The organism is Tritonibacter scottomollicae, from assembly GCF_032924845.1.
In the GTDB taxonomy this organism is placed as follows: Bacteria; Pseudomonadota; Alphaproteobacteria; order Rhodobacterales; family Rhodobacteraceae; genus Epibacterium; species Epibacterium scottomollicae.
This window is the reverse complement of sequence record NZ_CP136704.1, coordinates 1,395,330-1,420,815: the sequence shown is the minus strand read 5'-3', so window position 1 is coordinate 1,420,815 and position 25,486 is coordinate 1,395,330. Positions and strand designations below refer to the sequence as shown.

General features: G+C 61.2%; 26 protein-coding genes. 12 read left to right on the top strand and 14 right to left on the bottom strand.

Annotated features, from left to right (window positions below; genetic code table 11):
• Nucleotides 1-16 precede the first annotated feature (16 nt).
• The 5 genes from R1T40_RS07275 to R1T40_RS07255 all read right to left on the bottom strand — a co-directional run bounded on the left by R1T40_RS07275 (nucleotide 17) and on the right by R1T40_RS07255 (nucleotide 6,109).
• On the bottom strand, nucleotides 17-1,381 hold the full coding sequence (locus R1T40_RS07275) for a tetratricopeptide repeat protein (RefSeq protein WP_317386422.1): 1,365 nt from the start codon (nucleotides 1,379-1,381) through the stop codon (nucleotides 17-19).
• A 264-nt stretch (nucleotides 1,382-1,645) separates the two neighbouring features.
• Entirely contained in the window at nucleotides 1,646-2,833 is a 1,188-nt protein-coding gene (locus tag R1T40_RS07270; protein ID WP_317386421.1) for a CaiB/BaiF CoA transferase family protein, read from the bottom strand.
• Complete coding sequence (locus tag R1T40_RS07265) at nucleotides 2,817-4,430, bottom strand: thiamine pyrophosphate-binding protein (protein ID WP_317386420.1); 1,614 nt, start codon at nucleotides 4,428-4,430, stop codon at nucleotides 2,817-2,819. Before R1T40_RS07265 ends, R1T40_RS07270 begins: the two co-directional genes overlap by 17 nt.
• Nucleotides 4,431-4,463: 33 nt before the next feature.
• Nucleotides 4,464-4,970 (bottom strand): DUF302 domain-containing protein, encoded by a 507-nt coding sequence (locus R1T40_RS07260; RefSeq protein WP_106164787.1) that lies wholly within the window; start codon nucleotides 4,968-4,970, stop codon nucleotides 4,464-4,466.
• Between the two features lie 131 nt (nucleotides 4,971-5,101).
• Nucleotides 5,102-6,109 (bottom strand): GlxA family transcriptional regulator, encoded by a 1,008-nt coding sequence (locus R1T40_RS07255; protein ID WP_317386419.1) that lies wholly within the window; start codon nucleotides 6,107-6,109, stop codon nucleotides 5,102-5,104.
• Between the two features lie 287 nt (nucleotides 6,110-6,396).
• Between R1T40_RS07255 and R1T40_RS07250 the strand changes: the two genes are divergently transcribed.
• From R1T40_RS07250 to R1T40_RS07215, 8 genes are all read left to right on the top strand, one after another.
• Nucleotides 6,397-7,029, top strand: coding sequence for an ATP-dependent Clp protease proteolytic subunit (locus R1T40_RS07250; RefSeq protein ID WP_106164785.1), 633 nt, complete (start codon nucleotides 6,397-6,399; stop codon nucleotides 7,027-7,029).
• Nucleotides 7,030-7,182: 153 nt separating this feature from the next.
• Nucleotides 7,183-8,448 carry an ATP-dependent Clp protease ATP-binding subunit ClpX gene (gene clpX / locus R1T40_RS07245; protein WP_106164784.1) on the top strand — a complete coding sequence of 422 codons (1,266 nt, stop codon included), beginning with the start codon at nucleotides 7,183-7,185 and terminating at the stop codon, nucleotides 8,446-8,448.
• A gap of 130 nt (nucleotides 8,449-8,578) precedes the next feature.
• The gene (locus tag R1T40_RS07240; RefSeq protein ID WP_317386418.1) at nucleotides 8,579-9,289 is read left to right on the top strand and encodes a dienelactone hydrolase family protein; all 711 of its coding nucleotides are present in this window, start codon (nucleotides 8,579-8,581) and stop codon (nucleotides 9,287-9,289) included.
• A 109-nt stretch (nucleotides 9,290-9,398) separates the two neighbouring features.
• On the top strand, nucleotides 9,399-9,764 hold the full coding sequence (locus R1T40_RS07235) for a RidA family protein (protein ID WP_317386417.1): 366 nt from the start codon (nucleotides 9,399-9,401) through the stop codon (nucleotides 9,762-9,764).
• Between the two features lie 10 nt (nucleotides 9,765-9,774).
• Nucleotides 9,775-10,173, top strand: coding sequence for a glyoxalase superfamily protein (locus R1T40_RS07230; RefSeq protein ID WP_317386416.1), 399 nt, complete (start codon nucleotides 9,775-9,777; stop codon nucleotides 10,171-10,173).
• 113 nt (nucleotides 10,174-10,286) lie between these two features.
• Nucleotides 10,287-10,673 (top strand): NADH:ubiquinone oxidoreductase subunit NDUFA12, encoded by a 387-nt coding sequence (locus R1T40_RS07225; protein ID WP_317386415.1) that lies wholly within the window; start codon nucleotides 10,287-10,289, stop codon nucleotides 10,671-10,673.
• 69 nt (nucleotides 10,674-10,742) lie between these two features.
• Nucleotides 10,743-11,198 (top strand): outer membrane lipid asymmetry maintenance protein MlaD, encoded by a 456-nt coding sequence (mlaD, locus tag R1T40_RS07220; RefSeq protein ID WP_317386414.1) that lies wholly within the window; start codon nucleotides 10,743-10,745, stop codon nucleotides 11,196-11,198.
• Complete coding sequence (locus R1T40_RS07215) at nucleotides 11,198-11,635, top strand: DUF2155 domain-containing protein (RefSeq protein WP_317386413.1); 438 nt, start codon at nucleotides 11,198-11,200, stop codon at nucleotides 11,633-11,635. Before mlaD ends, R1T40_RS07215 begins: the two co-directional genes overlap by 1 nt.
• On the opposite strand, the gene aat is transcribed toward R1T40_RS07215, so the two are convergent.
• The 9 genes from aat to R1T40_RS07170 form a co-directional block, all read right to left on the bottom strand.
• Entirely contained in the window at nucleotides 11,599-12,231 is a 633-nt protein-coding gene (gene aat / locus R1T40_RS07210; RefSeq protein WP_317386412.1) for a leucyl/phenylalanyl-tRNA--protein transferase, read from the bottom strand. The genes R1T40_RS07215 and aat overlap by 37 nt on opposite strands.
• A gap of 72 nt (nucleotides 12,232-12,303) precedes the next feature.
• Nucleotides 12,304-13,647, bottom strand: coding sequence for an acetyl-CoA carboxylase biotin carboxylase subunit (gene accC / locus R1T40_RS07205; RefSeq protein ID WP_317386411.1), 1,344 nt, complete (start codon nucleotides 13,645-13,647; stop codon nucleotides 12,304-12,306).
• 9 nt (nucleotides 13,648-13,656) lie between these two features.
• Nucleotides 13,657-14,151 carry an acetyl-CoA carboxylase biotin carboxyl carrier protein gene (gene accB / locus R1T40_RS07200; RefSeq protein ID WP_317386410.1) on the bottom strand — a complete coding sequence of 165 codons (495 nt, stop codon included), beginning with the start codon at nucleotides 14,149-14,151 and terminating at the stop codon, nucleotides 13,657-13,659.
• A gap of 173 nt (nucleotides 14,152-14,324) precedes the next feature.
• Complete coding sequence (locus tag R1T40_RS07195; RefSeq protein ID WP_317386409.1) at nucleotides 14,325-14,861, bottom strand: PAS and helix-turn-helix domain-containing protein; 537 nt, start codon at nucleotides 14,859-14,861, stop codon at nucleotides 14,325-14,327.
• Between the two features lie 159 nt (nucleotides 14,862-15,020).
• A complete protein-coding gene (locus tag R1T40_RS07190) occupies nucleotides 15,021-15,776 on the bottom strand; it encodes an ABC transporter ATP-binding protein (protein WP_106164773.1) in 756 nt (251 codons plus the stop codon).
• A 15-nt stretch (nucleotides 15,777-15,791) separates the two neighbouring features.
• Nucleotides 15,792-16,547 carry an ABC transporter ATP-binding protein gene (locus R1T40_RS07185; protein ID WP_106164772.1) on the bottom strand — a complete coding sequence of 252 codons (756 nt, stop codon included), beginning with the start codon at nucleotides 16,545-16,547 and terminating at the stop codon, nucleotides 15,792-15,794.
• A gap of 12 nt (nucleotides 16,548-16,559) precedes the next feature.
• The gene (locus R1T40_RS07180; protein ID WP_106164771.1) at nucleotides 16,560-17,759 is read right to left on the bottom strand and encodes a branched-chain amino acid ABC transporter permease; all 1,200 of its coding nucleotides are present in this window, start codon (nucleotides 17,757-17,759) and stop codon (nucleotides 16,560-16,562) included.
• A gap of 4 nt (nucleotides 17,760-17,763) precedes the next feature.
• Complete coding sequence (locus tag R1T40_RS07175; protein ID WP_106164770.1) at nucleotides 17,764-18,786, bottom strand: branched-chain amino acid ABC transporter permease; 1,023 nt, start codon at nucleotides 18,784-18,786, stop codon at nucleotides 17,764-17,766.
• A gap of 158 nt (nucleotides 18,787-18,944) precedes the next feature.
• The gene (locus tag R1T40_RS07170) at nucleotides 18,945-20,291 is read right to left on the bottom strand and encodes a substrate-binding protein (RefSeq protein ID WP_317386408.1); all 1,347 of its coding nucleotides are present in this window, start codon (nucleotides 20,289-20,291) and stop codon (nucleotides 18,945-18,947) included.
• 237 nt (nucleotides 20,292-20,528) lie between these two features.
• On the opposite strand from R1T40_RS07170, the gene R1T40_RS07165 reads away from it, so the two are divergent.
• The 4 genes from R1T40_RS07165 to R1T40_RS07150 all read left to right on the top strand — a co-directional run bounded on the left by R1T40_RS07165 (nucleotide 20,529) and on the right by R1T40_RS07150 (nucleotide 25,469).
• Nucleotides 20,529-21,860 carry a helix-turn-helix domain-containing protein gene (locus R1T40_RS07165; RefSeq protein ID WP_317386407.1) on the top strand — a complete coding sequence of 444 codons (1,332 nt, stop codon included), beginning with the start codon at nucleotides 20,529-20,531 and terminating at the stop codon, nucleotides 21,858-21,860.
• Nucleotides 21,861-21,956: 96 nt separating this feature from the next.
• Entirely contained in the window at nucleotides 21,957-22,370 is a 414-nt protein-coding gene (locus R1T40_RS07160) for a response regulator transcription factor (protein ID WP_106164767.1), read from the top strand.
• Nucleotides 22,371-22,380: 10 nt separating this feature from the next.
• A complete protein-coding gene (locus R1T40_RS07155) occupies nucleotides 22,381-22,782 on the top strand; it encodes a hypothetical protein (RefSeq protein ID WP_317386406.1) in 402 nt (133 codons plus the stop codon).
• Nucleotides 22,779-25,469: an ATP-binding protein gene (locus R1T40_RS07150; protein WP_317386405.1), complete on the top strand. Its 2,691-nt coding sequence runs from the start codon at nucleotides 22,779-22,781 to the stop codon at nucleotides 25,467-25,469. The genes R1T40_RS07155 and R1T40_RS07150 overlap by 4 nt, the downstream gene beginning before the upstream one ends.
• Nucleotides 25,470-25,486 lie beyond the last annotated feature (17 nt).

Genomic DNA, 25,486 nt, shown 5'->3' with positions numbered 1-25,486 from the left:
TCAATCTCCTAAAGGATCACTCCGCTGGAACGCTTTGGGTGCTGCCCTTGTTCCGGGCGGATGCGATCAAAGCGCGACGGGCAATCGCGTAATTGTCTTCGGCGCCACCGCGTTTTGCCTGACGGTCATCAAGAATGGCTTCCACATGCGCCCAGTTTCCGGCCCGCAGACCGGCGTCTATGGTCATTCTCTCAAAGACGTCCCTCTGAGCGTGGCTGCCACCTGCAAGTTGCAACGAATCCCGAGACTTAGCGAGGCGATCAAAGGCTGTTCGGTAGTCACCTTCACCAAAAGCCTCAAGCCCTGTTGCAACTGTCGCGCCCGGGTCGGCCATTCTTTGCGCGGTTTCGGTTGTTCCGGACACCCCGTCGGCGTGGATCCGCTCGACCAGACGGGTTGTTGCTGATTTTCGGTCTCCGCCCACCAGCGCCAGAAGGTAGTGCAGATCGGCGAAGATCAGGCTGCCGTCCTCAGTGCGCTCCGCGCAGAGATCCGCCAATTCGTCCCAGCGGTTGCCGACATTGATCCCATCCAGTTCCAGACGCATCAGCAGGGATGTGGCGTTGGAGATATCGCGGTAGTCGTCGGTCTTGTCCTTGCGCACCTCGTCATCATAAAGCCGCATCACCGCGTCGACCTGCCCGAGATCGAGATGCATCAGCGCCTTGTGCCACCAGACGTGGTAGCGGAAGTTGTTGCAATGCGCCCAGGCCTGTTCGCGCCCGTCAAACCAGTCGAGCCCGGCCTTGGCGTTGCCGGTCATCTCATGCACATGGGCGACCGCATGCAGGCCCCAGGCATCATCCGGCGCAGTCCACAGGGCCTGGCGCCCGGTGATCTCCGCGCGGTCGTATTCGCCGGTCTCCTCCAGCGTGAAGGCGTGACAGCCGAGCAGATAGCCATGACCGGCGTGTTCCGTGGTATAGGCGGGCAGAACCCGTTCGATCGAGGCCCGCATGCCGCGTGCGTCACCAAGGATGAAGCGGATGCCGTGGCTGAGTTTCATCGCCAGCGTATCGCAAGGGTAAAGGGTCAGGACCTCTTCCATGCAGGCAACGGCGCGCGAGGGTTTGCCGCCAAGCCAGGCCTCCAGCGCATCAATGTACTTGCGTTCACGCGGCAGGGCGCCCTCATAGGCGGATTTTGCGATCGCATGCGCCTCATGCGCAATTGGGACCAGTTCAGAGCGACCCAGCATCAGCAGCGAGATCCCCCGAATGGCCTGTCCCAGTGCAAAATCAGGGGCGGCCTTCAGCAATGCGCCCAGATGATCGGCCGTGCTTGCGGCATGGGCAAGCACGCCAAGTTGAAGGCCGTTCCATGCATCGAGCGCATGCGCGTCCGTCAGACTGCAATCCTGTCCGAATATATCCTGGGTCATGGGCGGGTCACTTTCGCGCGCTTGAGAAAAAAACTTGTGTTGAAAACGATGCTAGCGGAGCGCTATTGGCCGCGCGCCCCCCACTCGCGCTTTGGTGAAGGCGCGTGTGGCTGTGCGCGGTTTTGTGTCACTGTCGTCAGAGCAAATGAGCAAAAAACGGCGCAAAAGCGGGATGCTATGCCGTTTGACGCAGCATATGACAGCCCAAACGGCGGGGGCTGTAACATTGCGGGGCGGGCAAAGGCCGCAACACGTCTGTTGATGTCAGTCGTCCTTGAAGGGCGTATCGGACGAGAGAATCTCGTCACTGTCTGCGCCGCACTTAGGCGGGCTTTTACGGTATGTCACCGGCGTGCGCGAGAACTTCAGAGGATTGCCCAAAAGGCGCAGCGGCGTGTCACCGGAGTGCATGGTCACAACCATCTCGCGCGCGTCGACCTGATCGGTCTCAAACACCTGGTCGAGGGTCTTCACAGGCCCGACAGGGACCTTGGCGGCCTCCATGCCGTCGATCACCTGCTGGGTGCTGAAGCGTCGCAAGGCGGGCTTCAGGATCTCGTTGAGCGCGTCGCGGTGCTCCAGCCGTGCCGGGTTGGTGGCAAAACGGTCATCCTCCGCCAGCCCCTCAAGCGACAGAAACGCCATGAAACGGCGGAACTGGCTGTCGTTGCCCACCGCAAGGATCACGTGGCCGTCGGAGGTCTCATAGGTGCCATAGGGCATGATCGAGGGGTGTTCATTGCCACGCCGCAGCGGCTTTTGCCCGGTGTTGAGATAGCTGACGCCCTCGTTGATCAGCCAGGCGATCTGCGCGTCAACCAGCGACAGCTCGACCTGCTGGCCCTCATCCGTAAGATCCCGGTGCCGTAGCGCCGAGAGGATGCCGATGGTCGCATACATGCCGCACATCACATCCGCGACGCCGACGCCCACCTTCATCGGCGCGCCGTCAGGCTCGCCGGTCAGGGACATCATGCCGCCATATCCCTGCGCCATCAGGTCATAGCCGGGTTTTTCGCGATTGGGTCCGGTCTGGCCGTATCCCGATATGGAGGCATAGACCAGCCGCGGGCAGCTCTCGCGCAGGCTGGCGTAATCCAGACCGTATTTGGCAAGCCCGCCGGGTTTGAAATTCTCGACCAGAACGTCTGCCTGCTGCGCCAGGTAGCGGATGATCGCCTGTCCCTCGGCGTGGGCAATATCCAGCGCCAGCGAGCGTTTGTTGCGATTGGCGGCCATGAAATAGGGCGTGAGATCAGCACCTTCGGCGACGCTCTTGCCCCATTGGCGGGTGTCGTCACCCCCCGTCGACGGGTTTTCCACCTTGATCACATCCGCGCCGAGGTCGCCCAGCAACTGGGTTGCGGTGGGACCTGCCAGAATGCGCGTAAGGTCGAGAACCTTGACCCCCTTGAGGGCGCCATGGGGCAACAAGTCAGATCCGGCCATCATAGCCCTCCCGGTCGATTTCCGCGGCGATCACGGTGAATGTGTCCGCCTGCATGGCCGCATCGAGCGCTGCGGTCAACTCTGCGCGGTTGCGCACGCGATGGCCCTGACCGCCAAAGGCGCGCCCGATGGCGGCAAAGTCGTGGTGGCCAAAATCTACGGCCGCGTTGGGCAGCTGACGCTGGCGCTGCTTCAGTTCGATCAGGGCGAGGGAGGCATCGACAAAGACCACGAAGATCGGCGCAAGCCCCATCTCGGCGGCGGTGGCCAGCTCTCCTGCGACCATCAGGAACCCCGCATCGCCGGAAAAGCTGACAACCGTGCGGTCGGGCTGCGCCAGTTTGCGACCCATCGCCAGCGGCACGGCGCAGCCCATGGTGCAGAGGCCGGAGGATTGCACCAGCTGGCGCGGTGAGCGGCATTTCCACATCTGGCTGAGCAGAATGCGATGGGCGCCGCTGTCTGCCGTCAGCAGGGTGTCGCGGGGCAGGGTTTCCATGCATTGGGCGATAACGCCTGCGGGGCCCCAATCGTCGGTGTGCGGGAAGGCGTCGGCCAGCGCGGATTGCGTCTTGGCAATCTCTCTGCCCGGCCAGAGGGGGGGAGCGGGCGGCGCCACGGCCAATGCGGCCAGCGTTGCGGGCAGATCTGCGATCAGCGGCAGGCTGGCCTGATGCATGTAGTGGCTGTTGGCCTCCGGCGTGATGTCGATGACCCGGGTGTGGCGCGGATCCCAGGCGTCACGCCATCCGGTGCGCATCTCGATCGGGTCATAGCCGATGCAGAGGATCAGGTCGGCGGCCTCCAGCAGCGGCAGCAGGTGACTGTCCGCACGCGGCGACAATCCGGCCCCGCCGAGGCAGAGCGGATGGTCTTCGGGCAGGATGCCCTTGGCCTTGTAGGTGGTGACAAAGGGGATCTGGCGGGCCTCAAGGAAAGACTTTGTGGCCTCCGCGCCGCCGGGCAGCAGCGCATCAAGGCCGATCACTGCCAACGGGCGGGTGGCCTCTGCCAGCCAGCCATGCGCCTGCGCCAATGTCGCACCGGCAGGCGCGGTAGCACCGGCAGGCGCGCCGCGGGGGCGGCGTTCGGTTGCAGGCGTTTCTGCCACCGTGATCGGCACGTCGATATGCACCGGCCCCTGGCGGGCCTCCGTGGCAATGGTAACGGCCTTATCGGCGATCACCTCGGCGGCGGCGGCGTCGAGACGAAAGCTGGCCTTGGTGATCGGGGCAAAGACCGCCTGCTGGTCCAGCACCTGATGGGTGTAGGTCTGCGCCTCCTCCGCATCGACGCAGCCGGTCAGCACCAGCATCGGCACCCGGTCCTGATGGGCGTTGGCCACCACGTTGACCCCGTTCAGGGCGCCGGGGCCGATCGTGGCCACAAGGATCGCCGGAGCGCCATCGGCGTGATGCACCCCTTCGCCCATAAAACCGGCGCAGTTTTCGTGTTTGGCGAGGTGGAAGGTGATACCGGCCCGTGTGAGTGCATCAACGAGGGTCAGTACCTCGCCGCCGGGCATGCCAAAGGCGTGGCGGCAGCCCGCCTCATAGAGGCGACGGGCGAGAACATCGGCGGCGCGGAGGGATTGGGTCATCGGAGGAAACATCTCGCGTTGGAATCAGATGGGTCAGTCGCGCAGGGCGGCGGTGGCAATGGCGCCGAAGACGCCATCTAGCTGCTCTGCGACGGCGGCCAGTTTCTCGCCAGCCTCAGGCACATAGGGTGCAAACACATGGCTTGGTGTCTTGTAGGAGAGGGTGGCGGTGCCGTCATCCCCTTCGGTGACATAAAAGCGGATTGGCGCCTCGATCATGGCGGCGGTGGAGAGGTCAAGGATCTGCACCGCGTAGTCATTGGCAAAGACTCCCACGACGCGATTGCCGGGAATGGTTATGCCACGGGCGGCAGCGGCATCGGTGGGGCCGGCCTCCGTCACCACGCCCATATTATGGTCGCGCACAGCCGCTTTCAAATCCGCAAGCAGGGTGGGGTAATCCTTGATGCTGGCGTGCACCGCCCAGCCCTCGCGTGGCTGAAGATCCGCGCCCTGCTCAGAGGCGTGCAATGGGGCGGCCAGAACAAAGGCGGCAATCGCCCCGGCGGCAAGACGGGCAGAGAGTGACTGTGTGACCATGGCGACGGCTCCTGGCTGGCTACGAGACTGGACCGGGTGTACGCGCAACCGGGTTGAAATACTCGTCACATTTCAGTGCGTTTGCCGTCAGGTCTGGGGCGCGCGTGCCTCGGGAACGGTGCCAAAGGGACTCAGGCCCAGCCCTTGCGGAAGAAATGCGGGCTGGCGCCGAACTTGCGCTTGAACTGGCGCGAGAAATGCGTCGCGGAGTTGAAGCCGGAGGCCAGCGCGATTTCGGTCACCGACATCGAGGTCTCGTTCATCAGCGCAAAGGCATGGCTGAGGCGCATGTCGGAGTAGACATGCATCGGGCTCTGATCGAGATAACGCGAGAACAGCCGTTCCAGCTGCCTGCGCGAGATATCAAGCCGGGTGCATAGCGCGCCGATCGACAGCGGCTCCTCAAGCGATTCCTGCATCAGTTGCAGCGCGCTCAGCAGGCGCTGGTTGCGGCTGCCGATGGCGACCGCGTAGTTCGATTTCTGCGGCGCCGCGCCCGAGGTCGAGCGCACATGCAGACACATGTCGGCGACGATGATGGCGAGTTGCTTGCCGTGACGCTCCTCGATCAGGGTCAGCATCATGTCTGTGGCCGCGCTGCCGCCGCCGCAGGTCATCAGGCTGCCGGTGACCTCGTAGATATTGGGCGAGGGCTTCAGATGCTCGAACCGCTCGACGAACCCGGGCTGATTTTCCCAATGCAGTGTAAACGGCTGGTTCTTGATCAACCCGGCCTGCGCCAAGGCAAAGGCGCCGGTGCAGATGCCGCCCAGCTTGCGGCCGAAGCGATGTTCGCGCCGAAGCCAGTTGAGGGTGATATCGCCCGCCGCATCCTGAGGCTCCACCCCGGCGCAGACAAAGCCCATCCCATCCGAGGGCAAGGCGCCGAGCGCCATGTCCGGGGTCACCATCATCCCGTTGGAACAGCGCAGCGGTGCGCCGTCCTCGGTCATGATGTACCAGCGGTAAAGCTTTGTATTGGTGACCTGATTGGCAATCCGCAACGGTTCGATCGCCGCGGCGACGGGCAGCATTGTCGCCTTGGGCAACAGCAGGAAATAGAAATCCTGTGGCTCTCCGATGTGCGGGATCGAGAGCGTGGCGGCAGCGCCTTTTTGAACAAAACTGTCGTCGGACACGGGCGTTTCCATGCTGGCTAAGGGTGCGGGCGCAGGACCATGCGTGTTCGGCGCTCTTATACCAGCTATCCCCGTGGCAGGGATATGTGCCCGGATATTGCGACCTCGGTGCGGTGAATAACGACACCGGAGACCGTCCGCTTGAGGCATCGGCCTGATGATTTGCAGGATCACGCTGCCGCTAAAATGCGGGTGCACCTCTTGCAGCCCATTTTTCGCAGCACTAAGACTTGGGTAATCCTTCGTCGGGTATGGTGCTCGACAAGATCCCAAGACAGGCAGGTCCAATGATTGATCCAACAGAAACCTACATGAACACTCTTGTGCCGATGGTCGTTGAACAGACCAGCCGGGGCGAGCGGGCATATGATATTTTCTCGCGCCTGTTGAAGGAGCGTATCATCTTCCTCAACGGTCCGGTGCACGACGGTATGTCCTCGCTGATCGTGGCGCAGTTGCTGCACCTTGAGGCGGAGAACCCGTCCAAGGAAATCTCCATGTATATCAACAGCCCCGGCGGTGTCGTGACCTCTGGCCTGTCGATTTATGACACCATGCAGTACATCAAGCCGAAGGTGTCGACCCTGGTGATCGGTCAGGCGGCCTCCATGGGCTCCCTGCTGCTGACCGCAGGTGAGGCCGGCATGCGGTTCTCGCTGCCCAACTCCCGCGTGATGGTGCACCAGCCCTCTGGTGGCTATCAGGGGCAGGCGACGGACATCATGATTCACGCCGAGGAGACGCAGAAGCTGAAGCGCCGCCTCAACGAAATCTATGTGAAACACACCGGTCAGGACTACGAGACCATTGAAAAGGCGCTGGAACGCGACAATTTCATGGCACCAGAGCAGGCCAAGGAATTTGGTCTGATCGACGAAATCGTCGAGAACCGTGCGAAGGGTGACGACGAAGAGAGCTGATCCGGCGACTATGCCGGCTTTGTGTTCCCTGTGCACTTGTGTGTGTCAGGGAGCACAATTTGACATTGTGGCCGGTTGGGAGCTGTCCTAAGCTGGTTGGAAATCGGGGCATACTGACACGCGCTGGCCCCGAGGCGGATGGAAAGGTAGACCATGGCGACGAACTCGAGCGGCGACAGCAAGAACACGCTTTACTGTAGTTTCTGCGGCAAGAGCCAGCATGAGGTACGCAAGCTGATTGCGGGACCGACGGTGTTCATCTGTGATGAATGCGTCGAGCTGTGCATGGATATCATCCGCGAGGAGACCAAGGCCTCCGGCATGAAGGCCACCGATGGCGTGCCGACGCCAAAGGATATCTGCGAGGTTCTGGATGATTACGTGATCGGTCAGGCGACGGCAAAGCGTGTGCTGTCGGTGGCGGTGCACAATCATTACAAGCGCCTGAACCACGCCCAGAAGGCCGGGAATGACATTGAGCTTGCGAAATCCAACATCCTGCTGATTGGCCCCACCGGCTGCGGCAAGACCTTGTTGGCGCAGACTTTGGCGCGCATCCTCGATGTGCCCTTCACCATGGCAGATGCCACGACTCTGACCGAGGCTGGCTATGTCGGGGAGGATGTGGAGAACATCATCCTCAAACTGTTGCAAGCGTCCGAATATAACGTCGAGAAAGCGCAGCGCGGCATCGTCTATATCGACGAAGTCGACAAGATCACCCGCAAGTCCGAAAACCCTTCGATCACCCGCGATGTGTCGGGCGAGGGCGTGCAGCAGGCATTGCTGAAGCTGATGGAAGGCACCGTGGCCTCCGTGCCGCCGCAGGGTGGCCGCAAGCATCCGCAGCAGGAATTCCTGCAGGTGGACACCACCAACATCCTGTTCATCTGCGGTGGTGCATTTGCCGGTCTCGACCGGATCATCAAACAGCGCGGCAAGGGCTCTGCCATGGGCTTTGGCGCTGATGTGCGCGACGAAAGCGAAGCGGGCATTGGTGAAACCTTCCGCGATCTCGAACCTGAGGATCTGCTGAAATTCGGCCTGATTCCGGAATTCGTCGGTCGTCTGCCGGTTCTGGCGACGCTCGAAGATCTTGACGAGGACGCGCTGATTACCATCCTGACCAAACCGAAGAACGCTCTGGTCAAACAGTATCAGCGCCTGTTCGAGCTGGAAGAGACCGAGCTGGACTTCACCGATGAAGCACTGTCCGCGATCTCCAAGAAGGCGATCGAACGCAAGACTGGCGCGCGAGGGCTGCGATCGATCCTTGAGGACATTCTGCTGAACACCATGTTCGAACTGCCCGGCATGGAGAGCGTGACCAAGGTTGTCGTGAATGAGGAAGCCGTCACCTCCGATGCGCAGCCCCTGATGATCCACGCGGATGAAAAGGAATCGGCCACCGCCGGATGATCTCTGTTGGTGTCGAAATGAAATGAACGGGGTCGGTGTCAGCAGGACACCGGCCCTTTTTTCTGGGTGGTCCCGCGGCAGCACGGGTCGCGGGACGCGCGGGCGGAACTGATTTGTTTCGGAGGCATAAATGCAAAGCCAGACCTTTTCCTATAGTGACGGTACGGATGAGTTTATCGGCCATCTGGTCTGGGACGAAACGCAACGGGGCCCGGCGCCCTGCGTGCTGATCGCACCGGCCTTTGGCGGGCTCAGTGATTTTGAGCGGGCGCGGGCCGCCGAACTGGCGGCGCTTGGCTATGTGGCGCTGACGGTGGACTATTACGGAAATGGGCTCCGGGTGGAGACGCCCGAGGACGCCAGAGCGCAAATGGCGGCAGTCACCTCAGATCGCCGCGTGTTGGCCCGACGAATGCGCGCTGCGGTCGACGCTGCACGGGACCTGCCGCAGGTGGATGCAGATCGGATTGCGGCCATGGGCTACTGTCTCGGTGGCAAGGCCGTGCTCGATCTGGCGCGCACGGGAGCCGATATTCGGGCCTGCATTCCACTGCATGGTGTCTATGACGCGCCGAATTTCAACAACAAACCGTTTAAGGCCTCAGTTTTGGTGCTGCACGGTTGGGATGATCCTTTGGCTCCGCCTGATGCGCTGCGGGCGCTGGCAGAGGAGCTTAGTCAGTATTGTACAGACTGGCAGGTGCTTGGATTTGGCAGCACGGGACATGCCTTCACAAACCCAAAAGCCCAAGATCGGGCAGGCGGCATGATGTTCAATGAGCGCTCATCAAAGCGGGCCTGGACAGCACTGATCGGCTTTCTTCAGTCCACGCTGGCCTGACCGTGTCTGTGCATAGCAGGATTGTTTAGATTGCAATTCTGCCCCCCCGCGTGATCGCCTACAAAATTGGGAGCAAGACACTGACTGTGCAGACAGAGAAGGATCCCTCATGACCATCAGACGCATTTCCTCCGGCGGTGAATTCGAAGACAAGATCGGATACTGCAGGGCCGTGGTCGCAGGGGGCTTTGTTCATGTGGCTGGCACAGTGGGGCAGGGCGATGATGTGATCTCTCAGTGCCGGTCTGCGCTTGAGACGATCCGGAGTGCATTGCAACAGGCTGGTGCCAGTTTTGCGGATGTGGTGCGGGTTAACTATTACCTGCCGGATGCCGCCGAGTTCGAACCCTGCTGGCCTTTGTTGAAGGACGCCTTTGGGGATCACCCACCGGCTGCGACAATGATCGAGTGCAATCTGATTGCGCCGCAATTTCGAATCGAGATCGAAGTCACCGCGCTGGCGCCGTCGGCCTGAGGCGCATCAGATGACAGACAAGGCGTCCACCGACATCCGCCCCGCTATCCCAGTGATCCGCATCTTTGATCTGGAGAAGGCCCAGCAGTTCTATCTCGATTATCTCGGGTTTTCCGTCGATTGGGAACATCGCCACGAAGAGGATTTCCCCACCTATATGCAGATTTCTCGGTCCGGATGCGTGCTGCATCTGAGCGAACACCACGGGGATGCGACGCCGGGCTCAACCTGCTTTGTGCCCATCACGGGCGCCATGGCCCTGCATCAGGAATTGGGCGATCGGCGTTATCGCAACATCAAACCGGCGCTTGAGGCTATGCCATGGGGGCTGCAAATCACCGTGACCGATCCCTTTGGAAATCGTTTACGGTTTTGTGAATATCGCGGCGAACAGGCCTCAACCTCCTAAGCGATTGCGTTAAAACTGCCAATTCCCGCCTGCGTCTTCACCACGGGGGCGCGAACCACTGGACCTCGGACGCAGAATGCGCCATATCGGGAACGAGATTTTCGGAGGGACCGATGGGAATCCTGAATACGCTTTTGCAGGCCGTGACCTGGTGGAACGGCGCCACCCTGAACACCATGATCTACACCCGCCGCAAGGGGGTGAAGGTTGGAGAGGACGGTCAGGGCAATGTGTTCTACCGCAACGCTGATGACAGTCGCCGCTGGGTGATTTTCAATGGCGAGGCCGAAGCCTCCCGTGTCGACGCGGATTGGCACGGCTGGCTGCACCGCACCTTCAACGAGGTGCCCAGTGAAAAGCCGCTGCAGCACAAGCCGTGGGAAAAGCCGCATCAGGAAAACCTGACCGGTACTATGCTGGCCTATGCGCCTGCAGGCTCGATCCGGGCTGGCGGCGTTCCGAAAGAGCGCAGCGACTACGAGGCCTGGAGCCCCGAATAAAGCAATTTTCTGGGCCATCAGAGATCAACCTGATGACCCGTTTCGATCTGGCCAAAAGGCAGGTTTTGAATGACCCATTCCACGACCGAAGTTCTGACCGGCGGCCTTGTGCTGGTGGTTGCTGCGGGCTTCGCTTTCTATGCGGCGCAGGCGGCGGGCCTGTCCCGCGGCGGTGAAAACTATCCGCTCACCGCGTCGTTCCGTTCCCTTGAAGGTGTCAGCGTCGGCACGGACGTCCGGCTGGCTGGTGTCAAGATCGGCACGGTGACCGGTGTGGAGCTGAACGCAGAAACGTTTCGCGCCGATACGACGTTTTCGGTAAGTAAAGACATCATGATCCCTGACGACAGCGCCATCGTGATCGCGTCCGAAGGCCTGCTGGGCGGCAACTTCGTGGAAGTCATGCCCGGAGGGTCGCCGTTCAATTTTGAATCCGGTGACGAGATCGTGGACACCCAAGGGGCGGTGAGCCTGATTTCACTTCTGGTGAAGTTCGTATCCGGCAGCGGCGGCGACAACTCGTGATGTTTCGACTAACGACAGTTTTGTTTGGTCTCGCCTGCGCCACAACTGTGGCCGCTCAGTCCATCTCTATCGAAGAATTGGCCCCTGCGCCGACCGAGCCTCTGGTGCCCGAGAAACGCGAAACGGTGGAGCGGGTCGAGGCGGAAAAAGGCAATATTGTCAGCTTGCGTGGCCTCGACAAAGTCAACGGCAAGAGCGTTGATGTCGAGCTGCAAACCGGCAGTTCCGCAGAGGTCTTTGGATTGCTGGTGACGCTGAAAGAGTGTCGCTATCCAACCGAGAACCCCTCTGGCGATGCTTACGCCTATCTGAGCATCCGGGATCGTCAGGACGGCAAAGTATTCTTTGATGGTTGGATGATCGCGTCAAGCCCGGCGCTGAATGCGCTGGACCATCGCCGTTACGACGTTTGGGTCCTGCGCTGCAAGAGCAGCTGAGGGTCAGGGATTTCTGGTGACAGGAAATCCCCGGATTGTGGCAAGGCCTCTGCCAATATTCTGCGATAGCGTGCGCGAGCGATCTCCCGCCCGCCGAGTGAGGCAAGGTGCGGCGTAATGAACTGGGTGTCACACAGGATGTAGCCGCCGGCGTTCAGGCGGTCCACCAGATAGGCCAGGGCGATCTTTGAGGCATCGGTTCGGCGCGAGAACATGCTCTCGCCAAAGAACGCCGCCCCCAGCGACACGCCGTAGACACCCCCAATCAGCTCTGCATCCTGCCAGACCTCCAGCGAATGGGCGAAGCCCATGTCGTGCAATTCCGCATATCGATCAAAGATTTCGTCGTTGATCCAGGTCTCTTCCCGATCTGCGCAGCCCGTCACGACCCCGGCAAAATCGGTATTGATCGCAATCTCATAGCCACCTCGCCGAATGCGCTTGGCGAGCGAGCGAGAGATGCGAAACCCATCCAGCGGCAGGATGCCACGACGCTTGGGGTCGACCCAGAATACGTCGGGGTCGTCGCGGCTCTCCGCCATGGGAAAGACGCCGCTGGCATAGGCATGCAATAGGAGATCTGCGCTCAGCGTCATAAGTTGGAGTCTAACACAATGAAAAAAAGGGGCGGCAGAAACTCTGCCACCCCTGTCGTCATCAAGTCTGGTTCACAGGTTGGCGTCGAGCCATTTTTCCAGCCAGTGAATATTGTAATCACCGGTCTGGACGTCCTTTTCCTGCAGCAGCGCGTGGAACAGCGGCACGGTGGTGTCAACGCCATCCACGATCAGCTCGCCCAGAGAGCGGCTGAGACGCGCCAGCGCCTCGTCCCGGTCGCGGCCATGCACGATCAGCTTGCCGATCAGGCTGTCGTAGTAGGGCGGGATCGAATAGCCGTCATAGAGCGCCGAATCCATCCGCACGCCCAGACCGCCCGGCGCGTGGAACGCGGTGATCTTGCCCGGGCAGGGCGAGAAGTTCGGCAGTTTCTCGGCGTTGATGCGCACCTCGATGGCGTGACCGTTGATCTGCAGATCGTCTTGCGAGAACGACAGTTTCTGACCGGAGGCCACCAGGATTTGCTCGCGCACCAGGTCCTGACCAAAGATCGCTTCGGTCACCGGGTGTTCCACCTGCAGACGGGTGTTCATCTCGATGAAGTAGAACTCGCCGTCCTCATAAAGGAACTCGACGGTGCCTGCGCCGGAATAGCCCATCTTGCCGATGGCATTGGCGCAGATTTCGCCGATGCGGGCGCGTTCCTCGGCGGTGATGGAGGGGCCGGGGGCTTCCTCGAACACCTTCTGGTGGCGCCGCTGCAAGGAGCAGTCGCGCTCGCCCAGATGCACGCCGCCGCCCTGACCGTCGCCAAAGACCTGGATCTCGATGTGGCGCGGCTTCTGGAGATATTTCTCCATGTAGACTTCGTCGTTGCCAAACGCCGCCTTGGATTCGGAGCGCGCGGTCTGGAAGGCCTGCACCAGATCGGCGGCGGTCTCGGCCACCTTCATACCACGGCCACCACCACCGGCGGTCGCCTTGATGATCACCGGGTAGCCCATGTCGGCGGCGACCTTCTTGGCGGTCTCCACGTCCGGCACGCCGCCATCAGAGCCGGGCACGCAGGGGATGCCAAGCGCCTTGGCTGTGTCCTTGGCGGTGATCTTGTCGCCCATCTGGCGGATATGTTCCGCCGAGGGGCCGATGAAGGTGATGCCGTGATCTTCGACGATCTGCACGAAATTGGCGTTCTCGGACAGGAAGCCATAGCCTGGGTGGATCGCCTGAGCGCCGGAAATCTCGCAGGCGGAGATGATGGCGGGGATCGACAGGTAGCTCTGGGCGCCGGAGGGCGGGCCGATGCAGATCAACTCGTCAGCCATACGCACGTGCATTGCATCGGCATCGGCGGTGGAGTGCACGGCCACGGACTGGATGCCCATCTCGCGGCAGGCGCGGATCACGCGAAGCGCGATCTCACCCCGGTTGGCAATCAGGATTTTGTCAAACATGGCTGCGCCTTACTCGACGATCACAAGCGGGGAACCGAATTCCACCGCAGCACCATCCTCAACCAGGATGCGCTTCACGGTGCCGGATTTGGGCGCCGGAATGTGGTTCATGGTTTTCATCGCTTCGACGATCAGCAGCGTGTCGCCCTCGCTGACCTGCTGGCCAACGCTGATGAAGCCGGACGCGCCCGGCTCTGGGGACAGATAGGCGGTGCCCACCATCGGCGAGGTTACGGCACCGGGGTGGCTGGCCGGATCCTCGGCAGGTGTGGCTGCGGCGGCCGGGGCGGCTGCGGCAGGTGCTGCTGCGGCCATCGGGGCCGGGGCTGCCATCTGCATCGGCGCAACCGGTGCGGCGGGGAATTGACGGGAAACGCGGACGTTCAGGCTGTCATCCTCGGCATAGTCGCGCTTCACCTGTAGTTCGGTCAGGTCGTTCTCGCGCAAAAGCTCTGCCAGAGCCTTGATGAATGCCACATCTGCTTCATGAGATTTATTTGTCATTTTGTTCCTCGGCAGGGTCCTGTCTGGCCCCGAACGGTTCCGGGGCGGGAATTTGCGGCCTTATAGGCCATAGCTGACCATAAGGAAAGTGTACTCAGTCAGGGCACAGGATGGGGATGAAACCGGCGGTTTACAATGGTTTTTGCAGGGGAATGTTCCGCCGCAGACCTCGCCTACAGGGGCATGCCGCTGAGTTTTGCCACCAGCTCGGGCAGCTTGCGTGCTCCAAATTTGTCCAGCAGCCGCGCCCGGTGAGTCTCTACCGTCCGGTAGGAGAGGTCGAGTTTCAGTCCGATCTCCTTGGCCGAGAGCCCTCGGCAGGTCAGAATGGCCACCTCACGCTCACGCGGGGTCAGGCTGACCACCGGGCGTTCCTCGGACAGGTCGGCAAAGGACCACACCCCGGTCAGGAAGGGCTGGCTGATGCTGGTGGAGCGGCCCCGGACACGGCACCAAAAGAGCGCGCCGGAGGTGCGTCGCATGATGCGCTCATCATTGTAGACCCCGCTTTGCGCCTCGGGCAGCTGCAGGATCTCTCCGATGCGTTGATAGTCCTCGGCGCTGGGGTAGAGGGCTGCAATCGGCAGCTCGCACAGCTCTGCCGGGCTGCCACCGAAGGTTTCCGCAAATTGGAGGTTGCAGCGCTTGATGACGCGATGCTCAAGCAGGGCCAGACCAACGGGGGCGAATTCAAATGCGGGATCAGACATGGTCTTTGTCTTATGCCGAACGCACCGCCCTGGGAAAGGGCGCAGGCCCCGGAGGTCGCAAAAAATGACCGGGGCAAAAGATGACCGGGCGCTGAAACAGGCCCGGTCGATAAGGTGCGCCCGGCTGTCCAAGACCGTGCGACGGGGAGGAGAGGGGGCTCAGATCGCGAGATATTCCGAACGCAGCTCTTCGTTTTCCAACACCTCTGCCGCGGTGCCGTCAAAGACAATGCCGCCAGTGTCCAGGATCACTGCGCGATCCGCGAGTTGCAGTGCACGCACGGCGTTTTGTTCAACGATGACCGTGGTCATGCCCTGTTCCTTGATGTGGATGAGGGTCTTTTCGATCTCATCCACAATCACCGGGGCAAGGCCTTCATAAGGTTCGTCCAGCAGCAGAACCTTGATGTCGCGGGCCAGGGCACGGGCAATCGCCAGCATTTGCTGTTCGCCGCCTGAAAGTGTCACACCCTCTTGTTTGCGGCGTTCGCCAAGACGCGGGAACAGCTCATAGAGCCGCTCGATGGACCAACCGATGGGCGGGGCAATCTGCGCAAGTTGCAGGTTTTCCTCGACGGTAAGGCCGGCGATGATGCGGCGATCTTCTGGCACCAGACCAAGGCCTGCTGCAGCGGCCTCATGGCTTGCCATCAGGTGCAGCGGCTGGTGGTCGAGCCAGATCTCGCCCCGTGTCACCATGGGCGATCCAGTGCGGGCGATCGACCGCAAGGTCGAGGTCTTGCCCGCGCCGTTGCGGCCCAGCAGCGCCAGAATTTCGCCCTCGTGGACATTGAAGTTGATGCCCTGCACGATATAGCTCTCGCCATAATAGGCATGCACATCCCAGATCGACAGGAAGGCAGGGGCGGTGGCCGCCTGATTGGCGCCTTTCGAGAAATCAGGTTTGACGTTCATATCTCTGTCCCCTTGTTACGCGGTTTCGCCGAGGTAGGCTTCGCGGACCTTTGGATTGCCACGAATATTCTCTGGGTTGTCCTCCACCAGCGGGGTGCCTTGGGCCAATACGGTGATCCGGTTGGCGAGGCTGAACACCACATGCATGTCGTGTTCGATAATGGCGATAGTGATGTCACGCTGGTCGGAAATCTGCTTCAGCAGGTCGATGGTGTTGTTGGTGTCGGCCCGCGCCATGCCGGCGGTGGGCTCGTCCAGCAGCAGCAGGCGCGGCTCCTGGCTGAGGCACATGCCAATTTCCAACCGCCGCTTGTCACCGCGCGACAGCGAAGCGGCATGCATGTGCCGCTTGTCGGCCATGTTCATCTCCACCAGCATATGCTCGGCCTTGTCGATGATGTCCCGCTGCCCCATGACGGACGCGATCGCGTTCAACTCGAACGCGCCATCCCGCTTGGCCAGACAGGGGATCATCATGTTTTCCAGCACCGTCAGATCGCCAAAGATCTCGGGCGTCTGGAACACGCGAGAGATCCCCATCTGGTTGATCTCGTAGGGTGCGCGCCCCAGCACGGACTGGCCATCGAACATCACTGATCCGGTGTCGGGGATCAGCTTGCCCACCAGACAGTTCAGCAGGGTGGATTTACCGGCCCCATTGGGGCCGATGATGGCGTGAACGGAGTTCTCCTTGACGGAGAGGTTCACATCCGAGAGCGCCTGCAGGCCACCAAAGCGTTTGCCGACGTTTTTGACTTCGAGAATGCTCATTGATTTCTCTCCTTATTCCGCCGGGTGGGTTTCGTTCTGACGGGCGTCAGACTTCTTGCGCCCTCTGATCCAGTTGCCGATGCGCTGTCCGCCTTCGACCAGACCGCCTGGCAGGTAGATCACCACCAGCATGAACAGGATGCCCAGGGTCAGGTGCCAGCCCTTGCCGATGAACGGGTAGATGATGAAGACGATGAAATCCTCAAGCCCATCCGGCAGGAAGCTGAACCAGCTGTGCAGAACGTTGCTGTTGATCTTGGAGAAGATGTTCTCAAAGTATTTGATGAAGCCCGCGCCCAGCACTGGCCCGATCAAGGTGCCTGCACCGCCAAGGATGGTCATCAGAACCACTTCACCAGAGGCGGTCCACTGCATCCGCTCCGCGCCCGCAAGCGGGTCCATCGACGCCATCAGCCCACCGGCAAGCCCCGCATACATGCCGGAGATCACGAAGGCCGCCAGCGTGTAGGGTTTGGAGTTGAGGCCGGTATAGTTCATCCGCTGCTGGTTCGATTTCACTGCCCGCAGCATCATGCCGAAGGGTGAGCGGAAAATGCGGATCGACAGGTAGAAGGCCGCGATCAGCACCAGCGCGCAGAGGTAGTAGCCCATGTTGAACTGGAACGCCCAGGGGCCCACCGCCATCTCATAGGTGCCGCGCATCTCCAGACCAAAGAAGTTGGTCACCGGGATCGAACCATCCGCCGTGGATGTCTGGCCCAGCACCCGCGGGTCATCCAGTGTCAGCTGCAGGCCAGTCTCACCATTGGTGATCGGCGTCAGCACCGAATAGGCGAGGCTGAAGGACATCTGCGCAAAGGCCAGCGTCAGGATCGAGAAGTAGATGCCGGATCGACGCAGGCTCACGTAGCCGATCACCAGGGCAAACAGGCCCGCGATGATGACGCTGAGGATGATCGCCGGCAGCACGTTCATGCTCAGGAGCTTGAACATCCAGACCGCCGAGTAGGAGCCCACCCCGAGAAAGGCCGCATGACCGAAGGAGAGGTAGCCTGTAAGCCCGAAGAGGATGTTGAAGCCGATGGCGAAGATCCCGAAGATCACGAAGCGCTGCATCAGGTCCGGGTAGCCGGCGTTGAACTGTGCCAGCCCGCTGTCGGTCGGGAACGGGTTCAGGATGAAGGGTGCAAAGATCGCGAGGCAAGCCACAATCAGAAGCAGGGTTGTGTCTCTTTTATCAAGTCCGAACATTGGGTTAGTCCTCCATCACGCCTTTGCGCCCCATCAAGCCACGTGGGCGGACCAACAAGATGATGATGGCGACGAGGTAGATGATGATCTGGTTGATGCCGGGGATCAGGTTGATGGCCCATTCCATCGAGGCAAAGCTTTCGAGAATGCCGAGCAAAAAGCCCGCAAGGACGGCGCCGGGCAGGGAGCCCATGCCGCCCACAACGACCACAACGAAGGACAGCACGAGGAAGTCCATGCCCATGTGGTAGTTGGGCGAATTGATCGGCGTGTACATGACGCCCGCCAGCCCTGCCACCGCGGCGGCGATGCCGAACATGATGGTGAAGCGACGGTCGATGTTGATGCCGAGGAGCCCCACTGTTTCGCGGTCGGCCATGCCGGCGCGCACCACCATGCCGAAGGTGGTGAACTGCAGGAAGGCAAAGACGCCGCCGATGATGAGACAGGCAAAGCAGAAGTAGACGATGCGCCAGACCGGATAGATCAGGTCCATGCCGATCACCGCGCCGAGGTTGGCAACACCGTTCAGCGCATCGGGCGCGGGCGTTGGGATCGGGTTGGCACCGTAGAAATACTTGATGACTTCCTGCAGCACGATAGCCAGGCCAAAGGTCACCAGGATCTGGTCCGCATGGGGGCGCTTGTAGAAATGCTTGATCAGCCCGCGCTCCATGATGAAGCCGACGGCCACCATGATCGGGATCGCAAAGAGAATCGCCAGTGGCACCGACCAGTCGATGATCGCACCACCGAACTCTGGGCCGAACCAGCTTTCCACATAAGGGGTTTTCACTTTCAGCGGGTTGCCGAGAAAGTCGGTCTTGTCGGGATCCACGGTCTCGTAGCTGAGGCTGAAGATCTTCTGCAGCGTCACCGCGCAGAAGGCCCCGATCATGAACAGCGCCCCATGGGCGAAGTTCACGACACCAAGAGTGCCGAAGATGAGTGTCAGGCCCAATGCGATCAGCGCATAGGCAGAGCCCTTGTCGAGCCCGTTTAGGATTTGCAGAAGGAATGCGTCCATGATCCCCACCTTCCGGTTCGTCTGGGTGGCTGGTTTCGGAGTGCAGCAGCAGGTCACGCCCGATGGCCATCGGGGCGCGTTTCAGGTGGACCTCAGCTGTGCGGGAGAGGGGTGGTCAGGCGCGTGTGCCGCGCCCGACCTGTGCTGTGTGCTCTCGCTTAGGAGCCCGGGTTGCAGGACCCAAGCTGGCCGCCTGCGAACATCGGGTGATCCGCTGCGTATTCGACCTGCGCCCGTGGCGTGACTTCGACGACCTCAAGAAGGTCGAACTCGGATGTCGGGTTCTCTTTCCCGCGCACCACAAGAACGTCCTTGAAGCACTGGTGGTCGTCGCCGCGATAGAGCGTCTTGCCGTTGCCCATGCCGTCGAATTCGAAATCCTCGAGTGCTTCGGCCACCGCGCAGGGGTTGAACGACCCGGCACGCTGCACGGCATCCGCATAAAGCAGCGTCTGCACGTAGCAGGTATGCGCCGCCTGAGAGGGCGGGAAGCCATATTTGGTGCCGAAGGAGCGCACAAACGCCTTGGAGCCTTCGTCCTGCAGCGACCAGTGCCAGTTGGTGGAGCCGTGAATGCCCTTCACGTTTTCGCCCGCACCCTTGGCCATCAGACGGGAGTAGAGCGGCACGACGATCTCGAAGTTCTTGCCGTTCACTTCCTTCTCGCGCAGGCCGAACTGCACCGCGTTGGTCAGCGAGTTCACCATGTTGCCGCCGTAGTGGTTCAGCACCAGCACGTCCGCACCGGAGTTCAGCACCGGCGCGATATAAGAGGAGAAGTCGGTCGCAGCGAGCGGGGTCTTCACCGTGTTGACGGTCTCCCAACCCAGCGCTTCGGTGGCGGCCTTGATGGATTCTTCCTGCGTCCAGCCCCAGGTATAGTCGGCGGTCAGGTGATAGGCCTTGCGGTCATCGCCATAGAGGTTCTTCAGCACCGGAGCCAGCGCAGCGCCGGACATGTAGGCGTTGAAGAAGTGACGGAAACCGTTGGCTTTCTTGTCCTTGCCGGTGGTGTCGTTGGAGTGGGTGAGACCCGCCATGAAGATGACGCCCGCCTCCTGGCACAGGCCCTGAACCGCAACCGCAACGCCGGAGGACGACCCGCCGGTGATCATGATGGCGCCGTCTTTTTCGATCATCGACTTCGCAGAGGCGCGCGCCGCATCAGATTTGGTCTGGGTGTCGCCGGTGACGTATTCCACCTTCTTGCCCAGGATGCCGCTGCCTTCCAGCGCCTTGGAGGTGAAGGTGTTCAGCATACCGCCGTCGCCTTCGCCGTTCAGGTGCTCGACCGCCAGCTGGTAGGCGCGCAGCTCGTCGGCGCCCTCATCCGCATAGGGACCGGTCTGCGGCACGTTGAAGCCGAGGGTGACGCTTCCGCCGGTTGGATCATTGGTGAAGGCCGAGGCGCTCTGCGCGGTGAAAATCGTCGGCAGCGCCAGCCCGGCGCTTGTCACGGCACCGGTTCTGAGCAAGCCACGACGGCTTAGGTCTGTCTTGGACATTTGGTTTCCTCCCTGGAATAAAAAGGAGAGGCGCGACTCCTCACTTTCGCGCGTCTCCTCGCATCATTGTGCAAAATGAGTATGGGCGCGTATTGTAAATCATCGCAATAAAACCCTTGTTTTGTGGGGTTTTTCTGTAAAGAAATGTACAGAGGCACCCTGTTTGCGGTAAATTTTCTTATTCTGCGACGCAGAAAGCCTTTGAAAATCCGACGTTTTGCTGGAGGAGGTATCGCCATGGCAGGAGACAGTCTGACCGGCAGCCGCATTCGTGAGCGGCGCCTGATGCTGGGGCTGCGTCAGGCTGATCTGGCACGGGATGTGGGGATCTCCGCCTCATACCTAAATCTGATCGAGCACAACCGCCGCAGAATTGGTGGCAAGCTGCTGGTGACGCTGGCGAATGTGCTGGGCGTTGAGCCGTCGATCCTGACCGATGGTGTCGAGGCGACCTTGGTGGCCTCCCTGCGAGAGGCAGCCGCGGAGGCGCGCACGCCGGCAGTGGAAATAGATCGGGTCGACGAATTTGCCGGCCGCTTTCCCGGTTGGGCGGAAGTGCTGGCTGAAACGCACGGCCGCATTGGCGCGCTGGAACGCACGGTGCGCAGTCTTTCGGATCGGCTGACTCATGATCCGCATCTGGCGGCGTCATTGCACGAGGTCCTGTCCACCGCTGCGGCCATCCGCTCCACCGCGGGCATTCTGGCAGAGCCGGGTGAACTCGAAGCCGAGTGGCGCGACCGATTTCACCGAAACCTGGACGAAGATGCGCAGCGGCTGGCCGACAGCAGCCGGGCGCTTGTGCGGTTTCTGGACGACAGCGATCAGGGGGTGGAGCGCCGTGGAATTCCACAGGAGGAAGTCGAGGCGTTCTTTACCGCGCGGGGGTTCTATTTTGCAGAGCTGGAGGCGGGCGAGCGCAGCGCGCAGCAGATTGCGGATGCGGCGTCCGAACTGGACAGCCGTGCCGCCCGCAAACTCGCGGCAGCAGCGCTGGCGGATTACGAGACGGATGCCCGCGAAATGCCGCTGGCCATCTTGCAGGAAGCGCTAGGGCGCTGTGGCGTCGCACCGGATGTTCTGGCGCGGGAGTTTGGCGTCGATCTGCATCGCATGCTGCGCCGTCTCGCGGTGATCCCGGAAGAGGTCTTGGGACGCCCCGCTGGTCTGGTGATCTGTGACGCCTCCGGCTCGATCCTGTTTCGCAAGCCGGTCGCAGGCTTTTCACTGCCACGGTTTGGGGCGTCCTGCCCGTTGTGGCCGCTGTTCACGGCGCTGTCGCAGCCGGGCAGGCCAATCCGACGGCGCGTTCACCAGCAGGGTCGGGCCGCGCGTGACAGCGCGTGCTTTGCGATCTCCTGGACGGCAGAGCCCCCGATCTTTGACCATGACCCAGTCTTGCGGGCGGCAATGCTGATCCTGCCGTCGCAGCTCCCCGATGAGCCTGTGCCGGAAGACTCGCGCCCCGTGGGGGCCAGCTGTCGCATCTGTGTGCGTCGTGGGTGCGCCGCGCGTCGTGAACCGTCGATCCTGCGGGATGCGGACGGGGCGGAACATGCGCAGATGTAACTGCCGGGTGACAGATGCTTTGGTTCTATGCAAAGATCGCCCCGCACCCGGAGGAACCGGCAAACGGCGCGGTGCATGGGGAGGACATGAGGGACTATGGCTGGACGAGTCGTTCTGATCGAAGACGAAGCCAATATCGCAGAGGCGATCCGCTTCCTGCTCTCACGCGAGGGCTGGCAGGTGAAGGTACATGCAGACGGCAGCGATGCGCTGGCGGTGATCGAGGCCGAGGCGCCCGATCTGGTCATTCTCGACCTTATGCTGCCTGGTAAGAGCGGTATGGAAATTATCCGCGAAATCAGAGAGGTGGAGGCGATGGCTCATCTGCCTGTTCTGATGTTGACCGCACGCGGTCAGCTCAAGGATCGTGAAATGGCGGAACGCGCTGGCGTCACCCGCTTCATGACCAAGCCGTTTTCTAACACGGAAGTGTTGACCGCGGTGCGCGACCTGAACGCTCAGGCGCAGCAAGGAATGCCCTCCGTGTCGTCCATATGCGACGCAGGCTGAGCTGCGCGCGATGATACGCTCCGATGGCGCAGGCGGGAAGGACGAGCTGCGTGCCCCCTTTGTCGAACGGCGTACCTATCGTCGACGACGCCTGATGGATATCTCGCGCCTTGCGCCCTTCATCGGGGCTCTGCTGTTTCTGGTGCCGTTGTTGTGGGCACGGCGAGAGCTTGGCCCGTCAGCTGATGTGGCGCCGGATAGCCAGTCGGGCAGCAGCATGTCCTCTGGGATGATTTATGTCTTTTCTGTCTGGATCGGACTGATCCTGTTTTCGTTTGGCTTTTCCATCGCGGTGCGTCGCTGGGCGGTGCATTGGACAGGCAAGGGCGCTCCGACAGAAACCGTAGATGTGCTGACAGAACGCCTGCCGGATGCGGAGGCAGATCGCTCCTCCTCGGAGACGAAGGCATGACCTCACTGAACCTTCTGGCGATGGTCAGTATCGGGTATGTGACCCTCTTGTTCATGGTGGCATTCTGGGCTGATCGGCAGGCTCTCAGGGGGCGCAGCGCGCGCTTCATGCGATCACCGCTGATCTATACGCTCTCATTGTCGATCTATTGCACTGCCTGGACATTCTACGGCGCGGTTGGATATGCGGCACGGTCGGGGATGGAGTATATCACCATCTACCTTGGCCCGACGCTGGTGATGATCGGCTGGTGGTGGGGGCTGCGCAAACTGGTGCGCGTGGGGCGCAGCCAGCGGATCAGCTCGATTGCGGATCTGCTGTCGGCGCGCTACGGCAAATCCAACGTCTTGGCCATCGGGGTGACCGTGCTCGCGGTGATCGCCGTTACACCTTACATCGCGCTGCAATTGCAATCGATCACCCTGTCGGTGGCGATCTTCGCCGAGGCGGATCCAACCCGGAGCCACAACGAAAGCGGCACGGTGTTCTGGATTGCCACCGGGCTGGCGTTTTTTGCGATTCTGTTCGGAACCCGCAATCTCAATGCGAATGAGCGCCACCACGGCGTGGTCATGGCCGTCGCACTAGAGGCGGTGGTGAAGCTGATTGCACTGGTTGCGGTCGGCATCTTTGTCGTCTGGGGGCTGGCCGGGGGCGTGGAACAGGTGCTGGATCGCGTAGACCAATCGCCTATCGGCGGTTGGCAGGTCGATGGCGGGCGATGGACCGCGATCACGTTTCTGGCGGCGTCTGCCTTCGTCTGCCTGCCGCGCATGTTTCAGGTCATGGTGGTGGAGAATGAGGACGAGCGACATCTGCGCGTCGCCGCCTGGGCCTTTCCCACCTACCTGCTGCTGATCTCGATCTTTGTGGTGCCGATTGCGGCTCTCGGGCTGGAGCTATTGCCGGAGGGGGCTAATCCGGATCTCTTCGTGCTGACGCTGCCGCTGTCGCAAGGGCAGAACGGGCTGGCGATGCTGTCGTTCCTCGGCGGGTTTTCCTCGGCAACGTCGATGGTGATCGTCGCCGCCATGAGCCTGTCGACCATGGTGTCAAACCACATCGTCATGCCGATCTGGCTGCGCACCACCGGAGCCTTTGGTGGTGCGTCGGTGTCGGGGGATGTGCGCTCCGTGGTGCTTTTTGCGCGCCGCTTCTCGATCGCTGCCATCATGGGGCTGGGCTATGCCTACTACCAGATTTCCGGCGGAGGCGCCGCATTGGCCGCCATTGGCCTGATATCGTTCTCCGGTATTTCGCAAATCCTGCCTGCGCTTGTGGGCGGGTTGTTCTGGCGCGGTGCCACCCGGTCCGGGGCGCTGGCGGGGCTGTTCATCGGCTTCACGGTCTGGGGATATACGCTTCTGTTGCCGGAGGTTGCAGGCGGGGTGTTCTCGGCCGAGACGCTGATGCAGGGACCGTTTGGCCTGCATTGGCTTCGACCGCAGGCCCTGTTTGGAATCGAGGGGCTGGACCCGATCGTGCATTGCGTCCTCTGGTCCATGAGCCTGAATATCGCCGCCTATGCGATTGTTTCCGTTTGCAGTTTTCCAAGCCCGATGGAGCGCCTGCAGGGTGCGCAATTCGTACATGTCTTTGATCATTCCGCAGGACCCGGCGGTTGGACCGGCTCAGTTGCCCAGAGCGAGGACCTGATGATCATGTCGCAACGCATCCTGGGTCCGGACGAGGCGCAGGTGTTTTTTCAGGCGGCATTGAAACGTCAGGGAGGACCCGGGCCTCTGCCGGAGCCGACTCCGATTTTCCTGGAACAATTGGAGCGCGAGCTGAGCGCCTCGATCGGGGCGGCCGCAGCCCATGCGATGATCGGTCAGATCGTCAGCGGGGCGGCGGTGTCGGTTGAAGATCTGTTGGCTGTGGCGGACGAGTTGGCGCAGCTTCTGGAGTATTCAAGTCGGCTGGAGATGCAGTCTCAGGAACTGTCGCGCACTGCGCGGCAGCTGCGTGAGACCAACCAGAAGTTGACGCAGCTTTCGGAGCAGAAAGACGTCTTTCTCAGTCAGGTCAGCCATGAATTGCGCACGCCCATGACCTCCGTCCGGGCGTTCTCAGAGATCTTGCGGGACGAGCCGGGGTTGAATGCACAGGAGCAGCATAAATACGCGTCGATCATCCATGACGAGGCTCTGCGTCTGACGCGGCTGCTTAACGATCTGCTTGATCTCAGTGTATTGGAGAGCGGTGAGGTGACGCTTAATGTGTCTCACCGTCATCTGTCGGATATTCTCGACCATGCCGTCGCATCCGCATTGGCCGGGGCAGATGGGCCCCTGCGCGTCACGCGGGATCGCAAAGCGGAGGCGATGGAGATGGAAACGGATGTGGACCGGCTGTCGCAGGTCTTTATCAATCTCATTGCGAATGCTCAGAAATATTGCACAGCCGTTGCACCAGAGTTACAAATTTCCGTTTCCAATATGAACGGGCAGGTTCATGTCGATTTTTGTGACAATGGCGTGGGCATCCCGGCAGATTTCCACGAGATGATTTTTGAAAAATTCTCGCGGGCGACGCCGGAACGTGCTGGTGGGGCGGGGCTTGGCCTGGCGATTTGCAAGGAGATCATGCGCCGTCTTGGAGGCGATATTAGCTTTCAACCAGCGCTTGCGGGGGCGGCGTTTCGTGTAACTTTTCCAATTCAGATGAAAATAGAAGAAATCCGCTGAATTCTGTAAAGGTCTTG